This is a genomic window from Ramlibacter sp., from assembly GCA_019635435.1.
Lineage (GTDB): Bacteria > Pseudomonadota > Gammaproteobacteria > Burkholderiales > Burkholderiaceae_C > JAHBZM01.
The window spans coordinates 1,007,407-1,024,779 of sequence record JAHBZM010000001.1; the positions used below are offsets into that span (position 1 = coordinate 1,007,407).

The 17,373-nt window shown below is 67.6% G+C and carries 15 protein-coding genes; 12 read left to right on the top strand and 3 right to left on the bottom strand.

Features of this window, described 5'->3' with window-relative positions; all coding sequences use genetic code 11:
* Window positions 1-26: 26 nt before the first annotated feature.
* Window positions 27-953, bottom strand: a complete 927-nt coding sequence (locus KF796_04780; protein MBX3585938.1) for a LysR family transcriptional regulator — start codon at window positions 951-953, stop codon at window positions 27-29.
* Between the two features lie 133 nt (window positions 954-1,086).
* On the opposite strand from KF796_04780, the gene KF796_04785 reads away from it, so the two are divergent.
* Genes KF796_04785 through KF796_04805 form a run of 5 tightly spaced genes read left to right on the top strand, consistent with a single transcriptional unit; the run spans window position 1,087 to window position 7,727 of the window.
* Complete coding sequence (locus KF796_04785) at window positions 1,087-3,234, top strand: indolepyruvate ferredoxin oxidoreductase subunit alpha (protein MBX3585939.1); 2,148 nt, start codon at window positions 1,087-1,089, stop codon at window positions 3,232-3,234.
* Window positions 3,231-4,844, top strand: a complete 1,614-nt coding sequence (locus KF796_04790; protein MBX3585940.1) for an indolepyruvate oxidoreductase subunit beta family protein — start codon at window positions 3,231-3,233, stop codon at window positions 4,842-4,844. Before KF796_04785 ends, KF796_04790 begins: the two co-directional genes overlap by 4 nt.
* A 54-nt stretch (window positions 4,845-4,898) precedes the next feature.
* Window positions 4,899-5,930 carry a TRAP transporter substrate-binding protein gene (locus tag KF796_04795; protein ID MBX3585941.1) on the top strand — a complete coding sequence of 344 codons (1,032 nt, stop codon included), beginning with the start codon at window positions 4,899-4,901 and terminating at the stop codon, window positions 5,928-5,930.
* A complete protein-coding gene (locus KF796_04800) occupies window positions 5,930-6,436 on the top strand; it encodes a TRAP transporter small permease (protein ID MBX3585942.1) in 507 nt (168 codons plus the stop codon). The genes KF796_04795 and KF796_04800 overlap by 1 nt, the downstream gene beginning before the upstream one ends.
* The gene (locus tag KF796_04805; GenBank protein MBX3585943.1) at window positions 6,426-7,727 is read left to right on the top strand and encodes a TRAP transporter large permease; all 1,302 of its coding nucleotides are present in this window, start codon (window positions 6,426-6,428) and stop codon (window positions 7,725-7,727) included. Before KF796_04800 ends, KF796_04805 begins: the two co-directional genes overlap by 11 nt.
* A gap of 14 nt (window positions 7,728-7,741) precedes the next feature.
* Here KF796_04805 and KF796_04810 read toward each other — a convergent pair whose 3' ends face one another.
* Window positions 7,742-8,446, bottom strand: a complete 705-nt coding sequence (locus KF796_04810; protein MBX3585944.1) for an STAS/SEC14 domain-containing protein — start codon at window positions 8,444-8,446, stop codon at window positions 7,742-7,744.
* A gap of 26 nt (window positions 8,447-8,472) precedes the next feature.
* Window positions 8,473-9,249: a UPF0149 family protein gene (locus tag KF796_04815; GenBank protein MBX3585945.1), complete on the bottom strand. Its 777-nt coding sequence runs from the start codon at window positions 9,247-9,249 to the stop codon at window positions 8,473-8,475.
* Window positions 9,250-9,592: 343 nt separating this feature from the next.
* Between KF796_04815 and KF796_04820 the strand changes: the two genes are divergently transcribed.
* From KF796_04820 to KF796_04850, 7 genes are read left to right on the top strand one after another with little or no spacing between them, the layout of a single operon-like run.
* Window positions 9,593-11,146, top strand: coding sequence for a cache domain-containing protein (locus KF796_04820; protein MBX3585946.1), 1,554 nt, complete (start codon window positions 9,593-9,595; stop codon window positions 11,144-11,146).
* Between the two features lie 3 nt (window positions 11,147-11,149).
* The gene (locus KF796_04825; GenBank protein MBX3585947.1) at window positions 11,150-12,745 is read left to right on the top strand and encodes a protein kinase; all 1,596 of its coding nucleotides are present in this window, start codon (window positions 11,150-11,152) and stop codon (window positions 12,743-12,745) included.
* Window positions 12,742-13,536 carry a serine/threonine protein kinase gene (locus tag KF796_04830; protein ID MBX3585948.1) on the top strand — a complete coding sequence of 265 codons (795 nt, stop codon included), beginning with the start codon at window positions 12,742-12,744 and terminating at the stop codon, window positions 13,534-13,536. Before KF796_04825 ends, KF796_04830 begins: the two co-directional genes overlap by 4 nt.
* Window positions 13,533-14,396, top strand: a complete 864-nt coding sequence (locus tag KF796_04835; GenBank protein ID MBX3585949.1) for a response regulator — start codon at window positions 13,533-13,535, stop codon at window positions 14,394-14,396. The genes KF796_04830 and KF796_04835 overlap by 4 nt, the downstream gene beginning before the upstream one ends.
* A gap of 4 nt (window positions 14,397-14,400) precedes the next feature.
* Window positions 14,401-14,763 (top strand): response regulator, encoded by a 363-nt coding sequence (locus KF796_04840; protein ID MBX3585950.1) that lies wholly within the window; start codon window positions 14,401-14,403, stop codon window positions 14,761-14,763.
* 15 nt (window positions 14,764-14,778) lie between these two features.
* The gene (locus tag KF796_04845; protein ID MBX3585951.1) at window positions 14,779-16,827 is read left to right on the top strand and encodes a chemotaxis protein CheA; all 2,049 of its coding nucleotides are present in this window, start codon (window positions 14,779-14,781) and stop codon (window positions 16,825-16,827) included.
* A gap of 21 nt (window positions 16,828-16,848) precedes the next feature.
* The gene (locus KF796_04850) at window positions 16,849-17,358 is read left to right on the top strand and encodes a chemotaxis protein CheW (protein MBX3585952.1); all 510 of its coding nucleotides are present in this window, start codon (window positions 16,849-16,851) and stop codon (window positions 17,356-17,358) included.
* Window positions 17,359-17,373: the final 15 nt, after the last annotated feature.

The following is a 17,373-nucleotide window of genomic DNA, read 5'->3' on the forward strand; positions in this document are numbered from 1 at the left end:
CAGGCACCCGGCCGATGGCCCGGCCTTCAGCGCGCGGGGCGGCCAAACAGGCGGTGCACCAGCGCCCGCAGCCACTGGTGGGACGGGTCCTGGGCGGTGCTGGCGTGCCAGACCAGCCGCACTTCGTAGTGGGGCGCGGCGGCGCGCGGCAGTTCCCAGACCCGCAGCTCGTGGCGCTGGCGCAGGTTGGCGGCGTACATCTCGGGCACGATGGTCAGCAGGTCGGTGTTGAGCGCGAGCTCGGGCAGGGCGCCAAAGTGCCGCGCGCGCAGCACGATGCGGTCGGCCAGCTTCATGCGCACCAGCATCTGCTCCACGCTGCCGTGGAAGGTGGCGGTGGGGGCCGCCACCACCAGCGAGGCTTCGGCCAGCTGGCGTGGCGTCAGCGTGCGCCCGGCCCGGCCCGACGCGGGCAGCCAGCCGGCCGAGGTCATGGCCACGTAGTGCTCGCGAAACAGCAGGTCGGCCCGCACGCCCTGGTGGCGCGGCTGCAGGATGCCGATGGCCAGGTCGATGTCGCGCGCCTCCAGCGCGGCCGGCACGTCGTCCGCGGCCACCGAGATGTTGGACAGGCGGGCCTGCGGCGCCTGCTGGCGCAGGGCGGCGGCCAATGGCGGCAGGAACATCATCTCGCCCAGGTCCGACAGCGACAGCCGCCAGCGCATGGCGCTGCGGGCGGGGTCGAACTCCTCGCGCCCGGTCACCACGGTTTCCAGCGACTGCAACTGGGCCTGCACCTCGGGCGCCAGCTTCTCGCACAGCCGGGTGGGCTTGAGCCCGGCGGGCGAGCGCACGAACAGTTCGTCGTCAAAGTAGTCGCGCAGCCGGGCCAGCGCATTGCTGGTGGCCGGCTGCGACAGCGACAGCGCCTTGCCGGCCGCCGTGACGGAGCCCGTGCGGTGGATGGCGGCCAGCACGCGCAGCAGGTTGAGGTCCAGTTGCCTGAAGTTCATGGCGGCATGTGAAAAAAGAGCTCAGGGTTCACCCGGATTATCCATGCCGTGAATGGGGCGCATCCAAACAATCCATTCGCCAAATGCCCGCGCATTGCCTAGATTGGGCGCCTTACTTTGAGGAGACACGCTCTTGGAGCGCTCATTCCATCACGAGATTCAGGCGCTCAAGCTCGGCGCCGGCGAGACCTTCCAGGGCGAGGGCATCCTGGCCGTGACCAAGGCCCTGCTGCAGTCCGGCGTGACCTACGTGGGCGGCTACCAGGGCTCCCCCATTTCGCACCTGCTGGACGTGATGGTGCAGGCCCGCGACTACCTGGACGAGCTGGGCGTGCATGTCGAGGCCTGCACCAACGAGAGCTCGGCCGCCGCCATGCTGGCCGCGTCCATCATGTACCCGGTGCGCGGCGCGGTCACGTGGAAGTCGGTGGTCGGCACCAATGTGGCGTCGGACGCGTTGAGCAACCTGGCTTCGCCCGGTGTCATGGGCGGCGCGCTGATCGTGGTGGGCGAAGACTATGGCGAGGGCGCCAGCGTGATCCAGGAGCGCACCCACGCCTTTGCGCTCAAGTCGGCCCTGTGGTTGCTGGACCCGCGGCCCAACCTGCCGAGCATCGTGCGCATGACGCAAAAGGCGTTCGAGCTGTCGGAGGCGTCGAACACCCCGGTGATGATGGAGCTGCGCATCCGCACCTGCCATGTGCAGGGCAGCTTCACGGCCAGCGACAACATCGCGCCCGCCATCTCGGGGCGCCACCTGCAGCAGGAGGCCGCGGGGTTCAGCTACGACCGGCTGTCGCACCCGCCCGCCACCTTCCGCCATGAAAAGCTCAAGTACGAGGTGCGCATGCCCGCGGCGCGCCGCTTCATCGAGGACGAGGGGCTGAACGAGTTGTTTGACGGCCCGCATGCCGGGGTGGGCCTGATCCTGCAGGGCGGCCTGTACAACACCACCATCCGCGCGCTGCAGCAGGCCGGCCTGGCCGACAGCGCCGGGCATTCACAGATCCCGCTGCTGGTGCTCAATGTGGCGTACCCGCTGGTGCCGGGCCAGATCGCCAGCTTCTGCGCGGGCAAGCGGGCCGTGCTGGTGGTGGAGGAGGGCCAGCCCGAATTCATCGAACAGGACATCGCCACCCTGCTGCGCCGCGCCGACCTGCAGACCCGGCTGCATGGCAAGGACCTGCTGCCCATGGGCGGCGAATACACCGCCGAACTGATCCTCAAGGGCGTGCTGGGCTTCGTGGCGCAGCACCTGCCAGAGCTCGACACCGCCGCCGGGCAAAGCTATGGCACGGCGCTGGCCGAGGTGCGCCAGCAGGCCGTGTCGGCACTGGGCGGCGGCGTGCCCGCGCGGCCGCCCAATTTCTGCACCGGCTGCCCTGAACGCCCGGTGTTCGCGGCGCTCAAGCTGGTGGAGCGGGAGGTGGGCAAGCTGCACATCTCCACCGACATCGGCTGCCATTCATTCGCTACCTTCGAGCCGTTCTCGTTCGGCAACTCCATCCTGGGCTACGGCATGAGCATGGCGTCGAGCGCGGCGGTGAAGAACTTCTCGGCCCGCCGGCCCATCGCCATCATGGGCGACGGAGGCTTCTGGCACAACGGCCTGCTCTCGGGCGTGAGCTCCACCCTGCTGAACCAGGGCGACGGCATCCTGGTCATCATGAAGAACGGCTACACCTCGGCCACCGGCACCCAGGAGACCATGTCCACCCCGCAGTCCGAGGCCAAGCGCGTGGCCGAGGGCTCCAGCGCCACCGTGGACGAGATGACCATCGAGAACACCCTCAAGGGCATGGGTGTGAAGTGGCTCAAGACCGTGCACAACTACCGCGTGGGCCAGGTGCGTGATCTGCTCAAGGAAGCGGTCAATTCACCTTTCAAGGGCCTGAAGGTGGTGATCGCCGAAGGGGAATGCCAGCTGGAGCGCCAGCGCCGGCTCAAGCCCATCCGCGCGCGCCGCCTCAAGGAAGGCCTGCGCACCGTGCGCACGCGCTACGGCGTGGACGAAGACACCTGCACCGGCGACCACTCGTGCATCCGGCTGTCGGGCTGCCCCACGCTCACCGTCAAGCCTTCCAGCGACCCGCTGCGGCGCGAGCCCGTGGCCCATGTGACCAATGGCTGCGTGGGCTGTGGCCTGTGCGGCGAGGTGGCGGACGCCGCCGTGCTGTGCCCGAGCTTTCACAAGATCGAGATCGTGACCCACCCCAGCCTCTGGGACCGGCTGACCGACCGCTTCAACCGCTTCTTCATTGGCCTGATGCAACCCGCATGACCCCGGACAAACCACCCCTCCCTTCCGCACAGGTGCCCGTCGGCACTTCGGGGCCCTTCTGCATCCTGATCGCCGCATTGGGTGGCGAGGGCGGCGGTGTGCTGGCCGACTGGCTGGTGCAGTGCGCGCTGGACGCCGGCCTGCCGGTGCAGGCCACCTCCGTGCCCGGCGTGGCCCAGCGCACCGGCGCCACCAGCTACTACATCGAGCTGCTGCGCGCGCCGCTGGCGCCGGGTGCGGCGGCGCCCGTGTTTGCGCTCACGCCCGTGCCGGGCTGCGTCGACGTGGTGGTGGCCAGCGAACTGCTGGAGGCCGCGCGCATGCTGGAGCGCGGCTTTGTCAACAGCCGGACCACGCTGATCGCTTCGACACACCGGGTCTACACCACGCTCGAGAAGATGCACATGGCCGATGGCCGCCAGGACCCGCAACGCCTCGCGGATGCGGCCCGGGCACTTGCGCATCAGGCCGTGCTGTTCGACATGGAGGCGATCACCGTGCGCAGTGGCACCGTGGTCTCGGCCGTGATGTTTGGCGCATTGGCTGGCGCGGGTGTGCTGCCCTGGCCACGCCAGGCCTGCGAGGCGGTGATCCGCGCCTCGGGCAAGGGGGTGGAGGCCAGCCTGGCCGGCTTCGCGGCGGCGTTTGAGGCGGCCGTCGCGCCGCCCGCACCGGTGGCAGTGGTGGCCGCGGACGCACGGCAGGTGCTGGCCGATGCGCCCTTGCCGACCACATTGCGTGAGGCCTGGGCCGCGCGGCTGGCGCCCTGGCCCGCGGCCGTGCAAACCCTGGCCGCCCATGGCGCATTGCGTTGCCACGACTACCAGAACGACGGCTATGCCGCGGCCTTTCTGGACCATGTGCATGCACTGGTGGCCGTGTCGCCGACCGCGTCCGCCGGGGCGCTGGAAGAGGCCGTGCGCCAGCTTGCGCTGTGGATGTGCTTTGAAGACGTGATCCGGGTCGCTGACCTCAAAACCCGCCGCAGCCGCTACGCGCGGGTGCGCGCCGAGGCGCAGGCGCGGCCCGGTGACATCGTGCGCGTCACCGAGCATTTCAAGCCCGGCATTGACGAAGTGGCGGCCATCCTGCCGCAGGCATTGGGCGGCCGGCTCATGGCGCTGGCCGCGCGCCGGGGCTGGCTGGGCAAGGCCCATGTGGGCCTGCACATCCGCTCGACCAGTGTGTGGGGCTACCTGATGCTGCGGGGTCTTGCGCGGCTTCGGCCCTTGCGGCCGCGTTCCCTGCGTTACGCGCAGGAGCACGAAACCCTGCGGGTGTGGCTGGGCGCGCTGCAGCAGGTGCTGCCGTTGTCGCCCGATTTCGCACTGGGCCTGGCGGGCCTGCCCCAGGTGCTCAAGGGCTATGGTGACACCCAGGTGCGCGGCCGGCAGAACTACGCCCGCCTGTGGGCGGCCCATGTGGCGCCGGCGTTGACCGGTGCGCTGGACCTGTCCACCGCGGCCACCAGCCTGTCCCAGGCCCTTGCGGCCACCCTGGCCGACCCTGAAGGCAAGCTCAACGCGGCGCCCCAACCCGCGGGGCAGGTTCGCCCCGTGTTCTGGGCCTCTGCGCAGCAAAGGGAAAACACCATCACCCCTGCCCCGTGAATGCCGCGACGATGCGGCTGATTTGATTACGTTTAATAACCATAGGAGACAAGCATGAACCTCAGAATCCAGACCCCTCTTCGTGCCGTGGCCGCCGCGGCCCTGTTGCTGACCGTTGTGGGTGCCCAGGCCCAGGACAAGGCCGTGGAACTCAAGTTTGCCCACTGGCTGCCGGGCACGCACCCGCTGGCCAAGACCGGCTTCGAGCCCTGGGCCAAGTCGGTCGAGGCCGCGTCCAAGGGTTCGATCAAGGTGCTGTTTTTCCCTGCCCAGCAGCTTGGCAAGGCCGCCGACCACTACGACATGGCGCGCGACGGCATTGCGGACCTGACCTGGGTCAACCCCGGCTACCAGGCTGGTCGTTTCCCGATCATTGCGGTGGGTGAACTGCCCTTCCTGATCGCCAAACCCGGCCCCGGCTCGGCGGCGCTGGACCACTGGTACCGCAAGTACGCCGGCACCGAAATGAAGGACGTGAAGTTCTGCTTTGCGCATGTGCACGTGGGCACGATCCATTCCAAGGCCCCGATCACCGAGCCTGGCCAGCTCAAGGGCATGAAGATCCGCTCGGCCAATGGCACGGTGGCCCAGACCATGACGCTGCTGGGCGCCACCAATGTGCAGGTCTCGGCCCCCGAAGCGCGCGACGCGCTGGACAAGGGCGTGGCCGATGCCATCACCTTCCCGTGGAATTCCATCATCACCTTCGGCATCGACAAGGCCGTCAAGTACCACACCGACATGCGGCTGTATGCCTCCGACTTTGTCTGGGTGCTGAACAAGGGCTGGTACGACAAGCTGGCGGCCGCGCAGAAGAAGGTCATTGACGACCACTGCAACAACGAGTGGGCCGAGAAGGTGGGCGCGGCCTGGGGCGACAACGAGGACTCGGGCGAAGGCAAGATGGAAAAGATTCCTGGCCACACCATCGTCAAGATCACGCCAGCCCAGCTTGATGCCTGGAAGAAGGCGACCGAACCGGTGTACACCCAGTGGGTCGCCGAGGCCGGCAAGACGGGCGTCAATGGCAAGCAGGCGCTGGACGACCTGAAGGCCGAACTGGCCAAGCGCAAAGCCGGCAACTGATGAAACGCCTGCTTTCGGCCACCGAGACGGTGGCCGCGATTTTCCTGTTGCTGATCGCGGTGCTCACGGCAGGCAATGTGGTGCTGCGTGATGTGTTCAGCGTGCAGATTCCTGACTGGTTCGATGGCTCGCGCATGCTGCAGGGCATTGCCCTGTTCTGGGGCTTCGCGCTGGCCACCTACTACGGCAGCCACATTTGCGTGGACATCGTCTGGGAGCACCTCAAGCCCGCCGGCCAGCGCCGCGTGGACCTGGTGGCCACGCTGATCACCGCGGCCTTCCTGCTGCCCATGGCCTGGATGGTCTGGGTCAAGGTGGCCGGCACCGGCCATCAGGGCACCATGGACCTGCGCATGCCCTTGCAGTGGTTCTATGCCGTGGCGGCCGTGGGCGCCAGCGTGGCCGCGGTGCTGGCGCTGGTGCGGCTCAAACAGCTGTGGCATGGCCAGGCCGCCAGCCCTGACGCCGTGGACCACGGCATGCCTGGAGGGGCGAATGGATCGTGATCTGGTGGCCCTGCTGGGCTTTGTGGGCATGTTCGGGCTCATGGCGTTGCGGGTGCCGATCGGCGTGGCCATGGGCATCGCGGGCATTGGCGGCTTTGCCGCGCTGTCGGGCCTGAAGCCCGCGCTCAACCTGCTGGCCAATGTGCCGCTGTCGGTGGTCACCGACTACAACCTCAGCGTCATTCCCATGTTCATCCTGATGGGGGCGTTTGCCTCGCATTCGGGCATGAGCACCGAGCTGTTTGCCGCCGGGCGCGCCTGGCTGGGGCACCGCCGCGGCGGGCTGGCGCTGGCGTCGATCGCGGCCTGTGGCGGCTTTTCCGCCATCAATGGCTCGTCGGTGGCCACAGCGGCCACCATGACCCAGGTGGCCCTGCCCGAAATGCGGCGCGCGGGCTACAGCCCGGGCTTTTCCGCGGGGCTGATTGCGGCGGGCGGCACGCTGGGCATCATGATCCCGCCGTCAGTGATCATGGTGCTGTACGGCATCATGACCGAGACCGACATCACCAAGCTGTTCGCGGCCGGCATCATTCCCGGCATCATGGCCGTGGCGTTCTACAGCGCGGTGGTGGCCATGGTGAGCTGGCTGCGGCCCGAGTCCATGCCGCGCGGCGAGCGCCATGGCTGGCACACCAGGCTGGCTTCGCTGCGCGAGCTCTGGGCGGTGCTGGTGCTGTTTGTGTTCGTGCTGGGCGGCATTTACGGCGGCCTGTTCACGGTGCAGGAGGCCGCGGGGGTGGGGGCTGTTGGCACCCTGGTGATCGGCCTGCTGCGCCGGCGCCTGCGCTGGCCGCAGATCAAGGCAGCGCTGATCGAGGCGCTGCGTGTCTCCTCGGCCATCATGATGATCGTGGTGGGCGCCTACCTGTTTGGCTACTTCCTCACCATCACCCAGTTCACCCAAAAGGCCGTGGAACTGCTGGTTCACCTGCCGGTGGGCGCCTATGGGGTGCTGGCGCTGATCATGGTGGGCTACCTGATCCTGGGGGCCGTGATGGACGAGCTGGCCATGATCCTGCTGACCGTGCCCATCGTGTTCCCGGCCATGATGCAGCTGGGGTTTGACCCCGTGTGGTTCGGCGTGATCATTGTGATGGCCGTGACCTTCGGCATGATCTGCCCGCCGGTGGGCATGAACGTGTTTGTGATCAACTCGATCGCGCGCGACGTGCCGCTGGGCGCCATTTACCGCGGCACGATGCCATTCATTGCGGTGGACGTGGTGCGGCTGGTGATCCTGTGTGCCTTCCCGGCCCTCTCGCTGTGGCTGCCGGGCTTTGTCAAATAGGAGCTGCCGCCGCGCTACCCCAGCACGATGACGCGGGCCATGGGAACCCTGGCGAAGGGGTCGTAACCGGCCAGTCCGGCGCGGACCACGGTCTCCTGATGCGCGGCGATGCGTTTGCGCGGTTCGGCGGCAGCCATCCGCATTTGTTCCGCCAGCTCGGGCTCCAGGCGGATGGTGATGGGGGTGGCCATGTCGTGGGCCGTGTGGCCTGGATCGGTCACCGACCATGAAATGGCCAAGGTCCCGTTGGCCAGCTGGATGGCTTGCGCGTGCGGGGGAAACAGGTGCTGCACGGCCGCCCAGATCGCCGCGCGCACCGGGTCCATCGATGGCGGCTCAGGCGGCAGGGCCGCGGCGGCTTCAGCCTCGGTGCCCCGGATCCATGCAATCGCCTCGTCCTTGGACGCAAACACCCGGAACCTGGCGCCGCGCGCCTGGGCCACCCGCTCGCTGGTCCGCGTGATTTTGTCCACCGGCACCACTGAAGCCACCCGGGCCAGGTGCGACAGGCTTCTGGCCACCTGCTCTCCGGCCTGCATCTGGCCCGTGAAGTGCATCTGGCCCTCCAGATTGAGCAGGTCGAACAGCAGGCGCTGATCCCCATGGGTCCGGGTAAGTCTGCCCAGCTTGTGGATCAGCTCCAGCAGCGGCGCCAGCGCCACATGGCCCGTCAATGCCACGTCCACATAGTCCGGCAGGCGCACGATCTGGAACTGCATGGGCCGATCTTAGAACGGCCGGGCCATCAGCCCGCGCCGTGGCACTTCTTGTATTTCTTTCCGCTGCCGCAGGGGCAGGGGTCGTTGCGGCCGGGCTCAGGCGCCTTGCGCAGTGTTTCCACGCGGGGGCCCAGGCTGCGCCAGAGCTGGCGCAGGTCGTAGACGGCCCAGATGGCCGTGCCAAAGTCGTCCAGCCGCCGGTCGCTCACGCTGGGAGGGCCATCCTCAGCGAACATGGACACCGAAGGGGGGCCGCTGTCGTCCTCGGTCAGAACCACGATCGCGCTGAGCGCGTCGTCCAGCATGCGAGCAGCGTCGGGGTCGCGCGGGGGCAGCCAGTCGTCGGGCCAGGTTTCCACCGCGTACAGGAAGCCGAGTGCCCAGACCTGGGCGAACGCCGGCAGGCTGGCCAGATCGGTGTCGCCACGTTCGGCCTCGGGCAGCGCGAGGACCGCGCCGCGCGTGTCCAGCACTTCGGGCTGGTAGGTGCGCTCGTCATCAAGTGTCTGCACGGGGGCATCGAGCGCCAGGCCCACCTCGGCCCAGCGCCGGCGCCAGCGCAGCACGAACTCCATGTGCGCCATGGGCTGGAACGTTTCGCCCAGCAGCACGGGCCAGTACTCGTCGGGCTCGATGGCCCGGCGCGAGCAGACCAGCGCGGCGAGAAAGCCTTCGCAGAATTCCCACTGCGGGATTTCTTCATCATGCTCGCGCAGGGCGTCCAGTTCGGCGTCAAGGGCGTCGAAGTCCTCCGGGGTCAGAGGAGGGGGTGGCGTGGCGGCAACCGGGGCGGCTTGGGTCATGGCGGCAGAAGGACGAGGCAAAATCGCTGGCGCAGTGTATCTGCCGTGGCGGGACCCTCCCGCGCTCATTGTGTACCTGTGACACAACAGTTAATCCAAAGTTTGCGTCGGTGGCGAATACGGGGGCTGGCACCGCAAAAGCCAAGGGGAAACCCTTGAATAGGGGGTTTTGGACCGGCCAATTGATTTGATATGGCATGAACCGGCTCTGGCGCGTGTTTTGCAATGCAGTACAAAGTTGTCTGGAGCGCATTTTGCTGAGCGCCACCAGACGTAACGAGACGTGACACCAATGCGAGTTTCAGATACAACGTGGATGTACGGAGACAACTAGAGCATCACAATGGCAGTGACGACTGTGACCTCGCTCAAGTACCGCGAGGCAGGCCCCGTTCAGCGGGACACGCACCCCAATATCCAGGAACTTTCGCTCCGAGCGAGCGTTCTGGTGGGCTTTGGGGGGATATTGCTCGTGCTGGTCCTGGTGACCGGCCTGGGTGCCTTGAACACGTCCGGGCTGGCGCGTGCCGGCATTCTGGGCCTGGGCGGGCTGGGCCTCGTCGCGGGCGTGGGCGCCGCGCGCTGGGTTCATCAGCGGATCACCGCACCCATCCACAATGCGCTGAGCATTGCCCGGCGCATCACGTCAGGCGACCTGTCAGGCACCGTCCATGTCGATGCCGGCGGCGAAGTCGGGCGCCTGATGCATTCCCTGAAAGACATGCATGCGCGGATGTTCGGCATCGTGAGCGAGGTGCGCACCGGCACCACCACGGTGGCCGCAACCTCGTCGCAGATGAGCCGGGACAACGAGGCCCTGTCGGAACGCACCGAAACCCAGGTCGGCTCCATCCAGGACACCGCGGCGTCCATGGAAGAGCTGACCGCCGCCGTCCGCCAGAGCGCCGACAACGCGCAGCAGGCCAACACCATCGTGCTGGCGGCCTCCGAGACCGCTGCCCAGGGCGGCGCCCTGATGAAAGAGGTGGTTCACACGATGGGCTCGATCCGCGACAGCTCGCGCAGCATCGTTGAGATCATCAGCGTGATCGATGGCATCGCTTTCCAGACCAACATCCTCGCGCTCAACGCCGCGGTGGAGGCTGCCCGGGCGGGGGACCAGGGCCGTGGGTTTGCCGTGGTGGCCAGCGAAGTGCGCACCCTGGCCCAGCGCTGCGCCAGCGCGGCCAAGGAAATCAAGACCCTGATCGGCAACTCGGTCGAGAAGGTGGACGCGGGGGGCCGCCTCGTGGACAACGCCGGCGCGGCCATGATTGAAATTGTCGCCGCGGTCCGCCAGGTCGCCGGGCTGCTGAGCCAGCTCGACGTCAGCAGCCGCGAGCAAAGCGCGGGCATCGAGGCGATCAACCAGGCCATCGCCAAGATCGAGCGCACCACCCAGCGCAATGCCACGCTCGTGGAGGGCGCGGGCAAGACCGCCGCCACGCTGAACGAACAGGCCGTGGCGCTCATGAAGGCCGTGTCCGGCTTCAACCTGGGCGACCGGGAATACGGCAACGAGGCAGAGGCCATCGCCATGGTCAAGCGCGCCTGCGAGTTCCACCGCAAGCACGGGCGTGACAAGCTGGTCGCCGAAGTCAACAAGCTGGGCCAGGGTGAGTTTGTCGACCGGGATCTGTACCTCATGGTCATTGACGCCAATGCGGTCTTCCTGGCCCATGGCAACAACCCGCGCGTGCTCGGGCTCGGTCCCAAGAGCAAGGACGTGGATGGCCGGCTGTTCGTTCGCGAAATGGTCCAGGCGACGCGCACGCACAACGGCGTGTGGGTCGACTACAAATGGGCGCATCCCGTGACCAACGCGATTCTGACCAAGGCAACCTACCTTGAGCGCGCCGGCGATGTGCTCATCGGTTGCGGCATCTACAAGACCTGAGCGATGCCGGGCCATTCCTTCAAAGAGGCGGATTCGCACTTCGTCCCGACCGAAGCGGCGCCGCTGGAGCCGCTGGCGGACTACGAGTCGTTGCCCGCGCCCCAGGCGCCGCCAGCGCGGGCGGAGGGCACGGTGGCCTCCTTCCTGTATGCACGCGTGCACAACTTCTCGGCGGCCTGCCAGACCATGGGCGCCGCGGAGCTCACGTCCTTCGTCAATGAAGTCCGGCGCATCCTGTCGGCTGCGGCCCTGGACCTGGGCGGCGAAATCGCGCAGCGCCGGCCTGACTCCATCCTCTGCGTGTTCAGCCACAACCCCAGCGACCGCCTGCCGACCGACGCCAAGCGGGCGCTGCATGCCGCGATCCTGACCGTGCATGAATGCGTGAACCTGGCCGCCCGGGTGGCGGCCCGTCCACAGGCCGCCGGCACGCCGGCCCTGTCCATGGCCGTCGGCGTCCACCTGGGGGTGGCTGACGTGAGCCCGCGCGCGGTCAACAAGAGCCATGCCACGGTGCACGCGGCCGGCGAGGCGGTCGAGATTGCGCGGCTGCTCGAGGTCGTCGCGGCCGACATGCACTGGAGCGTCGTGGCGTCGCTGGGCGCACGCCAGGCGGGCGGCACGCGGGTGGACTCGGGCCGATGCGGCACGCTGGGCCTGCCCGACGACAGCTTCCTTGAGGTGGTCGAGATCACGGGGCTGGTGCCGCGCAAGGGCTCGACAACACCGCAGAGCCACTACGAAGCCCTGCGCGAGTCGCTGCGCAGGAACCAGCAGCTCTCGCGCAGTTCGGTCCAGGGGGCCGGGCACATGGTGATCGAGGATTACCGGCTGCTGCGCAAGATCGGCGAGGGGGGCAATGCCACCATCTATCTGGCGCAGCCCTTCGCCGGCGGGCCCACGCAGGTGCTGAAGGTGCTGCGCCCCGACAACGGCGACCGGGTCATGGGCCTGCAGCGCTTTATCCAGGAATTTGCATTGCTCGCCGGTATCGAGCACCCCAATGTGGCCCGCATCTTCCGCCAGGGGTTCTCGGGCGACAGTGCCTACATCGCCATGGAGTACTTCCCGGTTGGCGACCTGCGCAGCCGCATGGTCAAGGCGATGGACCCGGGTGTCGCCCTCTATTACCTGCGCCAGATCGCGTCGGGGCTGGAGGCGATCCACCAGGTGGGCATCGTGCACCGCGACCTCAAGCCCGACAACGTCATGATGCGCCAGGACGGGATCGTCGCCATTGCCGACTTTGGCGTGGCCAAGCAGGTTTCCATGCAGATCACCGACACCGGGGCCGGCGAAAGCGTGGGCACGCCCTACTACCTCAGCCCGGAGCAGGCCCTGGGCCGCCCGGTGGATGCGCGCAGCGACATCTACAGCCTGGGCGTGATGGCCTACGAGCTGCTGACGGGCAGCAAGCCCTACCGTGCGGAGACGGCGCAGGCCCTGCTGCAACTGCATGTGAGCGCGCCCGTGCCCATCCTGCCGGCCATGCATCGCAAACTGCAGCCGGTGCTGGATCGCATGATGGCCAAGGACCCGGCCGAACGCTACGCATCCGCCAGCGAGCTGCTCGACGCCCTGGAAGGACTGGGCGCATGAACGCCATTCCGGGCTACCGGACCGAGGCCGTGCTGGGCCGGGGCCGCAGCGCCGTGGTCTACCTCGCGGTGCATGGCCGCAGCGCCCGCAAGGTGGCGCTCAAGGTGGCGCGCCGCGACCTGCTCGAGCGTCAGGGGCAGTCGCCGGATTTTGGCCATGAATTTGCTGCGCTGCAGGCCCTGGCCCCCTGCCAGGTGATCAGCGCGCACGACCACGGCTTGCACGGTGATGCCGCATATTTATCAATGGACCTCATGGCCGGCAGCGTGGCCCAGCGGATGCCCGGGGTGCCGGGACCGGCCCGGACCCATGCCCTCATGAGCCAGGCCGCCCTGGCGCTGGGCCAGGTTCATGCGCGGGGTTGGGTCCATCGGGACGTCAAGCCTTCCAATCTGCTGCTGCACCGTGACGGCCGCGTGATGCTGGGCGACCTGGGCTGCGCCTGCCGCGTGGGTGAGCGCGGACCGCAGCCGGCCGGAACGGTAATCGGGACACCGCGGTACGCCGCGCCTGAGCAAAACGACGGGGCCGGCGCGCAGCCCAGCGCGGACGTTTACAGTCTGGGTGTTTTGCTTCATGAGCTTTTGACGGGCCAGGCGCCCTATCCTGGAGAAACATTGACCGAACTGTTCAGCCAGCACCAGATGGCCCCCGTGCCACGGCTGCCGGTGGCACTGACCGGCTGGCAGCCCTTGCTGGATGCCCTGCTGGCCAAGTCGCCAGGCGATCGCCCGACGGATGGCCACGCCGTGCTGGAAGAGCTGACGCGGTTGCGTAAAGGCCTATCTTGAATTCCAACGACCAATACCTTGTCGACGTCATCGGCTTCAACGAAGTCGAACGATCGATGCTTTCCAGCATCTTTGCGCTGGCCACCCGGCGTGACCCCGGCTTTGCCCAGTTCGAGCCCGGCACCTCCGGGCGCAGCCCCGACATCTACCTGGTGGATGCCGACAACCTGGGCGCCTTCAACGAGTATCTCTCGTTGCACAAGCGGGCCGGTCTGCCGGCCGTGCTGGTGGGCGCCCAGTCGCGCGGCAGCACGGAGCCGCTGCTGCCGCGGCCGCTGCAGTGGGCCAAACTGCTGCAGGCCCTCGATGACCGGCTGGTGGGTGACGATGACCAGCCCGTCGCCCGCGCGGCGCCGGAGCCCGCGCCTCCGCTGCGGCACAGCATGCCGGGCAACGCATTCGGCCGCTCCACCCCGCCCCAGGCCGCCGCCGATCCGGCTGCCCAGAAACGCGTGCTCGGCGACACCGTCCTGGTGGTGGACGACAACGCCACGGTGCGCGCGTTCATGCAGGCCAAGCTCGCGCCTTTCGGCTTCGAGGTCGACATTGCTGAAACCGGCGAGGAAGCCATTGGCCTGAGCGGCACCCAGGAATACGCGTGCGTGTTCCTGGACGTGGTGTTGCCCGGCATTGACGGCTACCAGGTCTGCAAGCTGATCAAGTCCAACAAGCAGGCCATCAAGAAGACCGCGGTGGTCATGCTGACCAGCCGCAGCTCGCCGTTTGACAAGTTGCGCGGATCGCTCGCGGGGTGCGATGAGTACCTGACCAAGCCGCTTGACGAGGACCGCCTGCTGGAGGTGATTGCCAAGTTCCTTCCCAACAGCCGCAAACACAAGGAGCGCCGCGCGCGCAAGTGACCGCATGAACAAGTCAATCCTCGTCGTGGACGACACCCGTTCGATGCGCAAGATGGTGGCTGCGGTGCTCGCGGGCGCGGGGTATGAAGTCTCCGAAGCCGGCGATGGCGTCGAGGCGCTGGAGCTGGCCCGGTCGCGCCAGTTTGACCTCGTGGTGACCGATCACAACATGCCCCGCATGGACGGCGTCACGCTGGTCAGCGAGCTGCGCAAGCTCGCGCTGTATGACGCCGTGGCCCTGATCGTGCTGTCCACCGAGGTGGACCCGGTGCTCAAGCAGAAGGGCCGGGATGCGGGCGCCACGGGATGGATGGCCAAGCCCTTCAACCCGGAACGCATGCTCGACATCGTTTCCAAGTTTGTCTGAGGCCGGAAAACGCCGATGTACCAGCCCGCCAGCGCCCTCGGTGACCCCAACTCCTACCGCGAGATTTTCTTTGAGGAAACGCAGGAGCACCTGGCCAATGTCGAAGCCATTTTGCTGCGCCTGCAGCCCGATGAGCCTTGCACTGACGACCTGAACGCGATCTTTCGCGCCGTTCACTCCATCAAGGGCAGCGCCGCCATGCTGGGCTGCGAAGACATGGCGGCGCTGGCGCATCTGCAGGAAAGCCTGCTGGACCTGCTGCGCAAGGACGAGCGGCCACTGGAGCGCGGCGATATCGACGCCATGCTCAAGGCCGGCGACACCGTGCAGGCACAGGCCCTGCGCCACCGCGGCGTGCGCGACGAGGCCCCCGACAGCGGGCCCGCCGAAGCCCTGCTGCGCCAGCAGCTGGAGCGACCCCGCAGTGACGCCACAGCGGCCGGCCCGGGCCCGGTGCTGCGCAAGTTTGCCGTGCGCCTGGCCCCGCTGGAGGCGCCGATTGCCGAGGCCGAGCTCGAGATGATGCTGCAAGGGCTGGGCGAAATGGGGCAGGTCAGCGACACCGACATCCGCAACGAAGCCGGCGGCCAGGTCAGCTTCCAGGTGGCGATCGAAGGCACTGCCACCGACCTTCGCAATGTGCTGTCGCTGCTGGTGGCGCCCGAACGGGTCGCCATCGACAAGCTGACCGATGGGTCCAAGGCGGCCGCCGCGCCGGCGTGGGTGGATGCCGGGGATGAAATTTTCGTGGACCCCGAGGAGTTTCGGCGCCGGCGCCAGACATCCGCAGCCGCCGCCCCTGCTGTCACGCCTGCCTCGTCTGTCCCGCCCGTCCAGCTGGCGCAGCAGGCCGATGCCAGCGAGCCGATGGCACTGCCCGCGCAGGACACGGGCTACATCCGTGTGGCGACCGAAAAAATCGACCTGCTGGTGAACCTGGTGGGCGAACTGGTGATCACCGAGGCCATGTTGTCGCGCTCCGGCCAGATGGATGGCGCCGTGGGGGCGGGCGGCACCATCGCCGAAAACGGCCTGGCCGACCTGGCCCGCCACACCCGCAACCTGCAGGAGGCGGTGCTGGCCATTCGCATGCTGCCGATGGCGCATGTGTTCTCGCGCTTCACCCGCCTGGTGCATGAACTGTCGGTGCGGCTGGGCAAGCAGGTGGAGCTCAAGTTTGCCGGGGAGTCCACCGAGCTGGACCGGGGCCTGATCGAGAAAATCTCCGATCCCCTGACCCACCTGATCCGCAACGCCATCGACCACGGCCTGGAGTCACCCCAGACCCGTGAGGAGGCTGGCAAACCCGCCACCGGAACACTGCGGCTGCGCGCCAGCCAGCGCGGCGGCAATGTCGTGATCGAGGTCAGCGACGATGGCCGGGGGCTGGACCGCCAGCGCATCCTTGCCCAGGCGGCGCGGCGCGGCATCACGCTGCCGGCCGATGCGCCCGACGAGCAGGTGTGGCCGCTGATCTTCGAGGCCGGCCTGTCCACCGCGGAGCGGGTCACCGACCTGTCCGGGCGCGGCGTGGGCATGGATGTGGTCCGGCGCAACATCCAGGCGCTGGGCGGCAACATCGACCTTTTCTCCACGCCCGGCTGGGGCACCACGGTCACGGTCAGTGTTCCGCTCACGCTGGCCATCATCGACGCGATGACCGTGTCCATTGGCGGCGAGAACTACGTGCTGCCGCTGGCCACGGTGGCGGAGTCGCTGAGCATTGAAGACGGGCAGATCCGCACCTTGCCCGAGCAGGGTGACACCCTGCGGGTGCGTGACGACTACCTCCCCGTGCTGCACCTTGCGCGCATCTTCCCGCCCCAGGTGCCGCCCGAACGCCCGGGCAGCATCGCGGTGATCGTCGAGGCCGATGGCTCGCATGCGGCGCTGATCGTCGATGAGCTCGTGGGCCAGCAGCAGGTGGTGGTAAAGAGCCTGGAGGCCAACTTCCGCAAGGTGCCAGGCCTGTCGGGCGCCACCGTCATGGCCGACGGGTCCGTCGCACTGATTCTTGACGTGAGTCACATTGTCCGCATGACGGGCCGGCACACGTCCTTTTGAAGCCCCAACAGAGGAGCCAATATGCAGCAACACGGATACCGCAACAGCGCCAGCGGGGCCCGCGCCCCGGAAGTGCGCAAGAGCGAGTTCCTCACCTTCCGGCTCGGGTCCGAAAGCTATGGCATCGAGATCCTGAAAGTCCAGGAAATCCGGGGCTATGAATCGCCCACCGCCATCGCCAACGCGCCCGCCTTCATCAAGGGGGTGATCAACCTGCGCGGCGTGATCGTCCCCATCCTGGACCTGCGGGTGAAATTCCGCTTGCCCCTTGCGAACTACGACGAGTTCACCGTGGTCATCATTCTCAACGTGGCCTCGCGCGTGGTGGGGGTGGTGGTCGATTCCGTCTCCGATGTGCTGTCGTTGACCGACGAGGCAATCCGGGCCGCGCCCGAGTTCGCGTCGTCCACCTTTGACACCCGCTACATCACGGGCCTTGCCACCCTGGACGACACCATGCTGATCCTGCTGGACATCGAAAAGCTCCTGACCGGTGCCGACATGGCCCTGGTGGACTCCGCCGTGCAATGAGCCCCGGGAGAAATG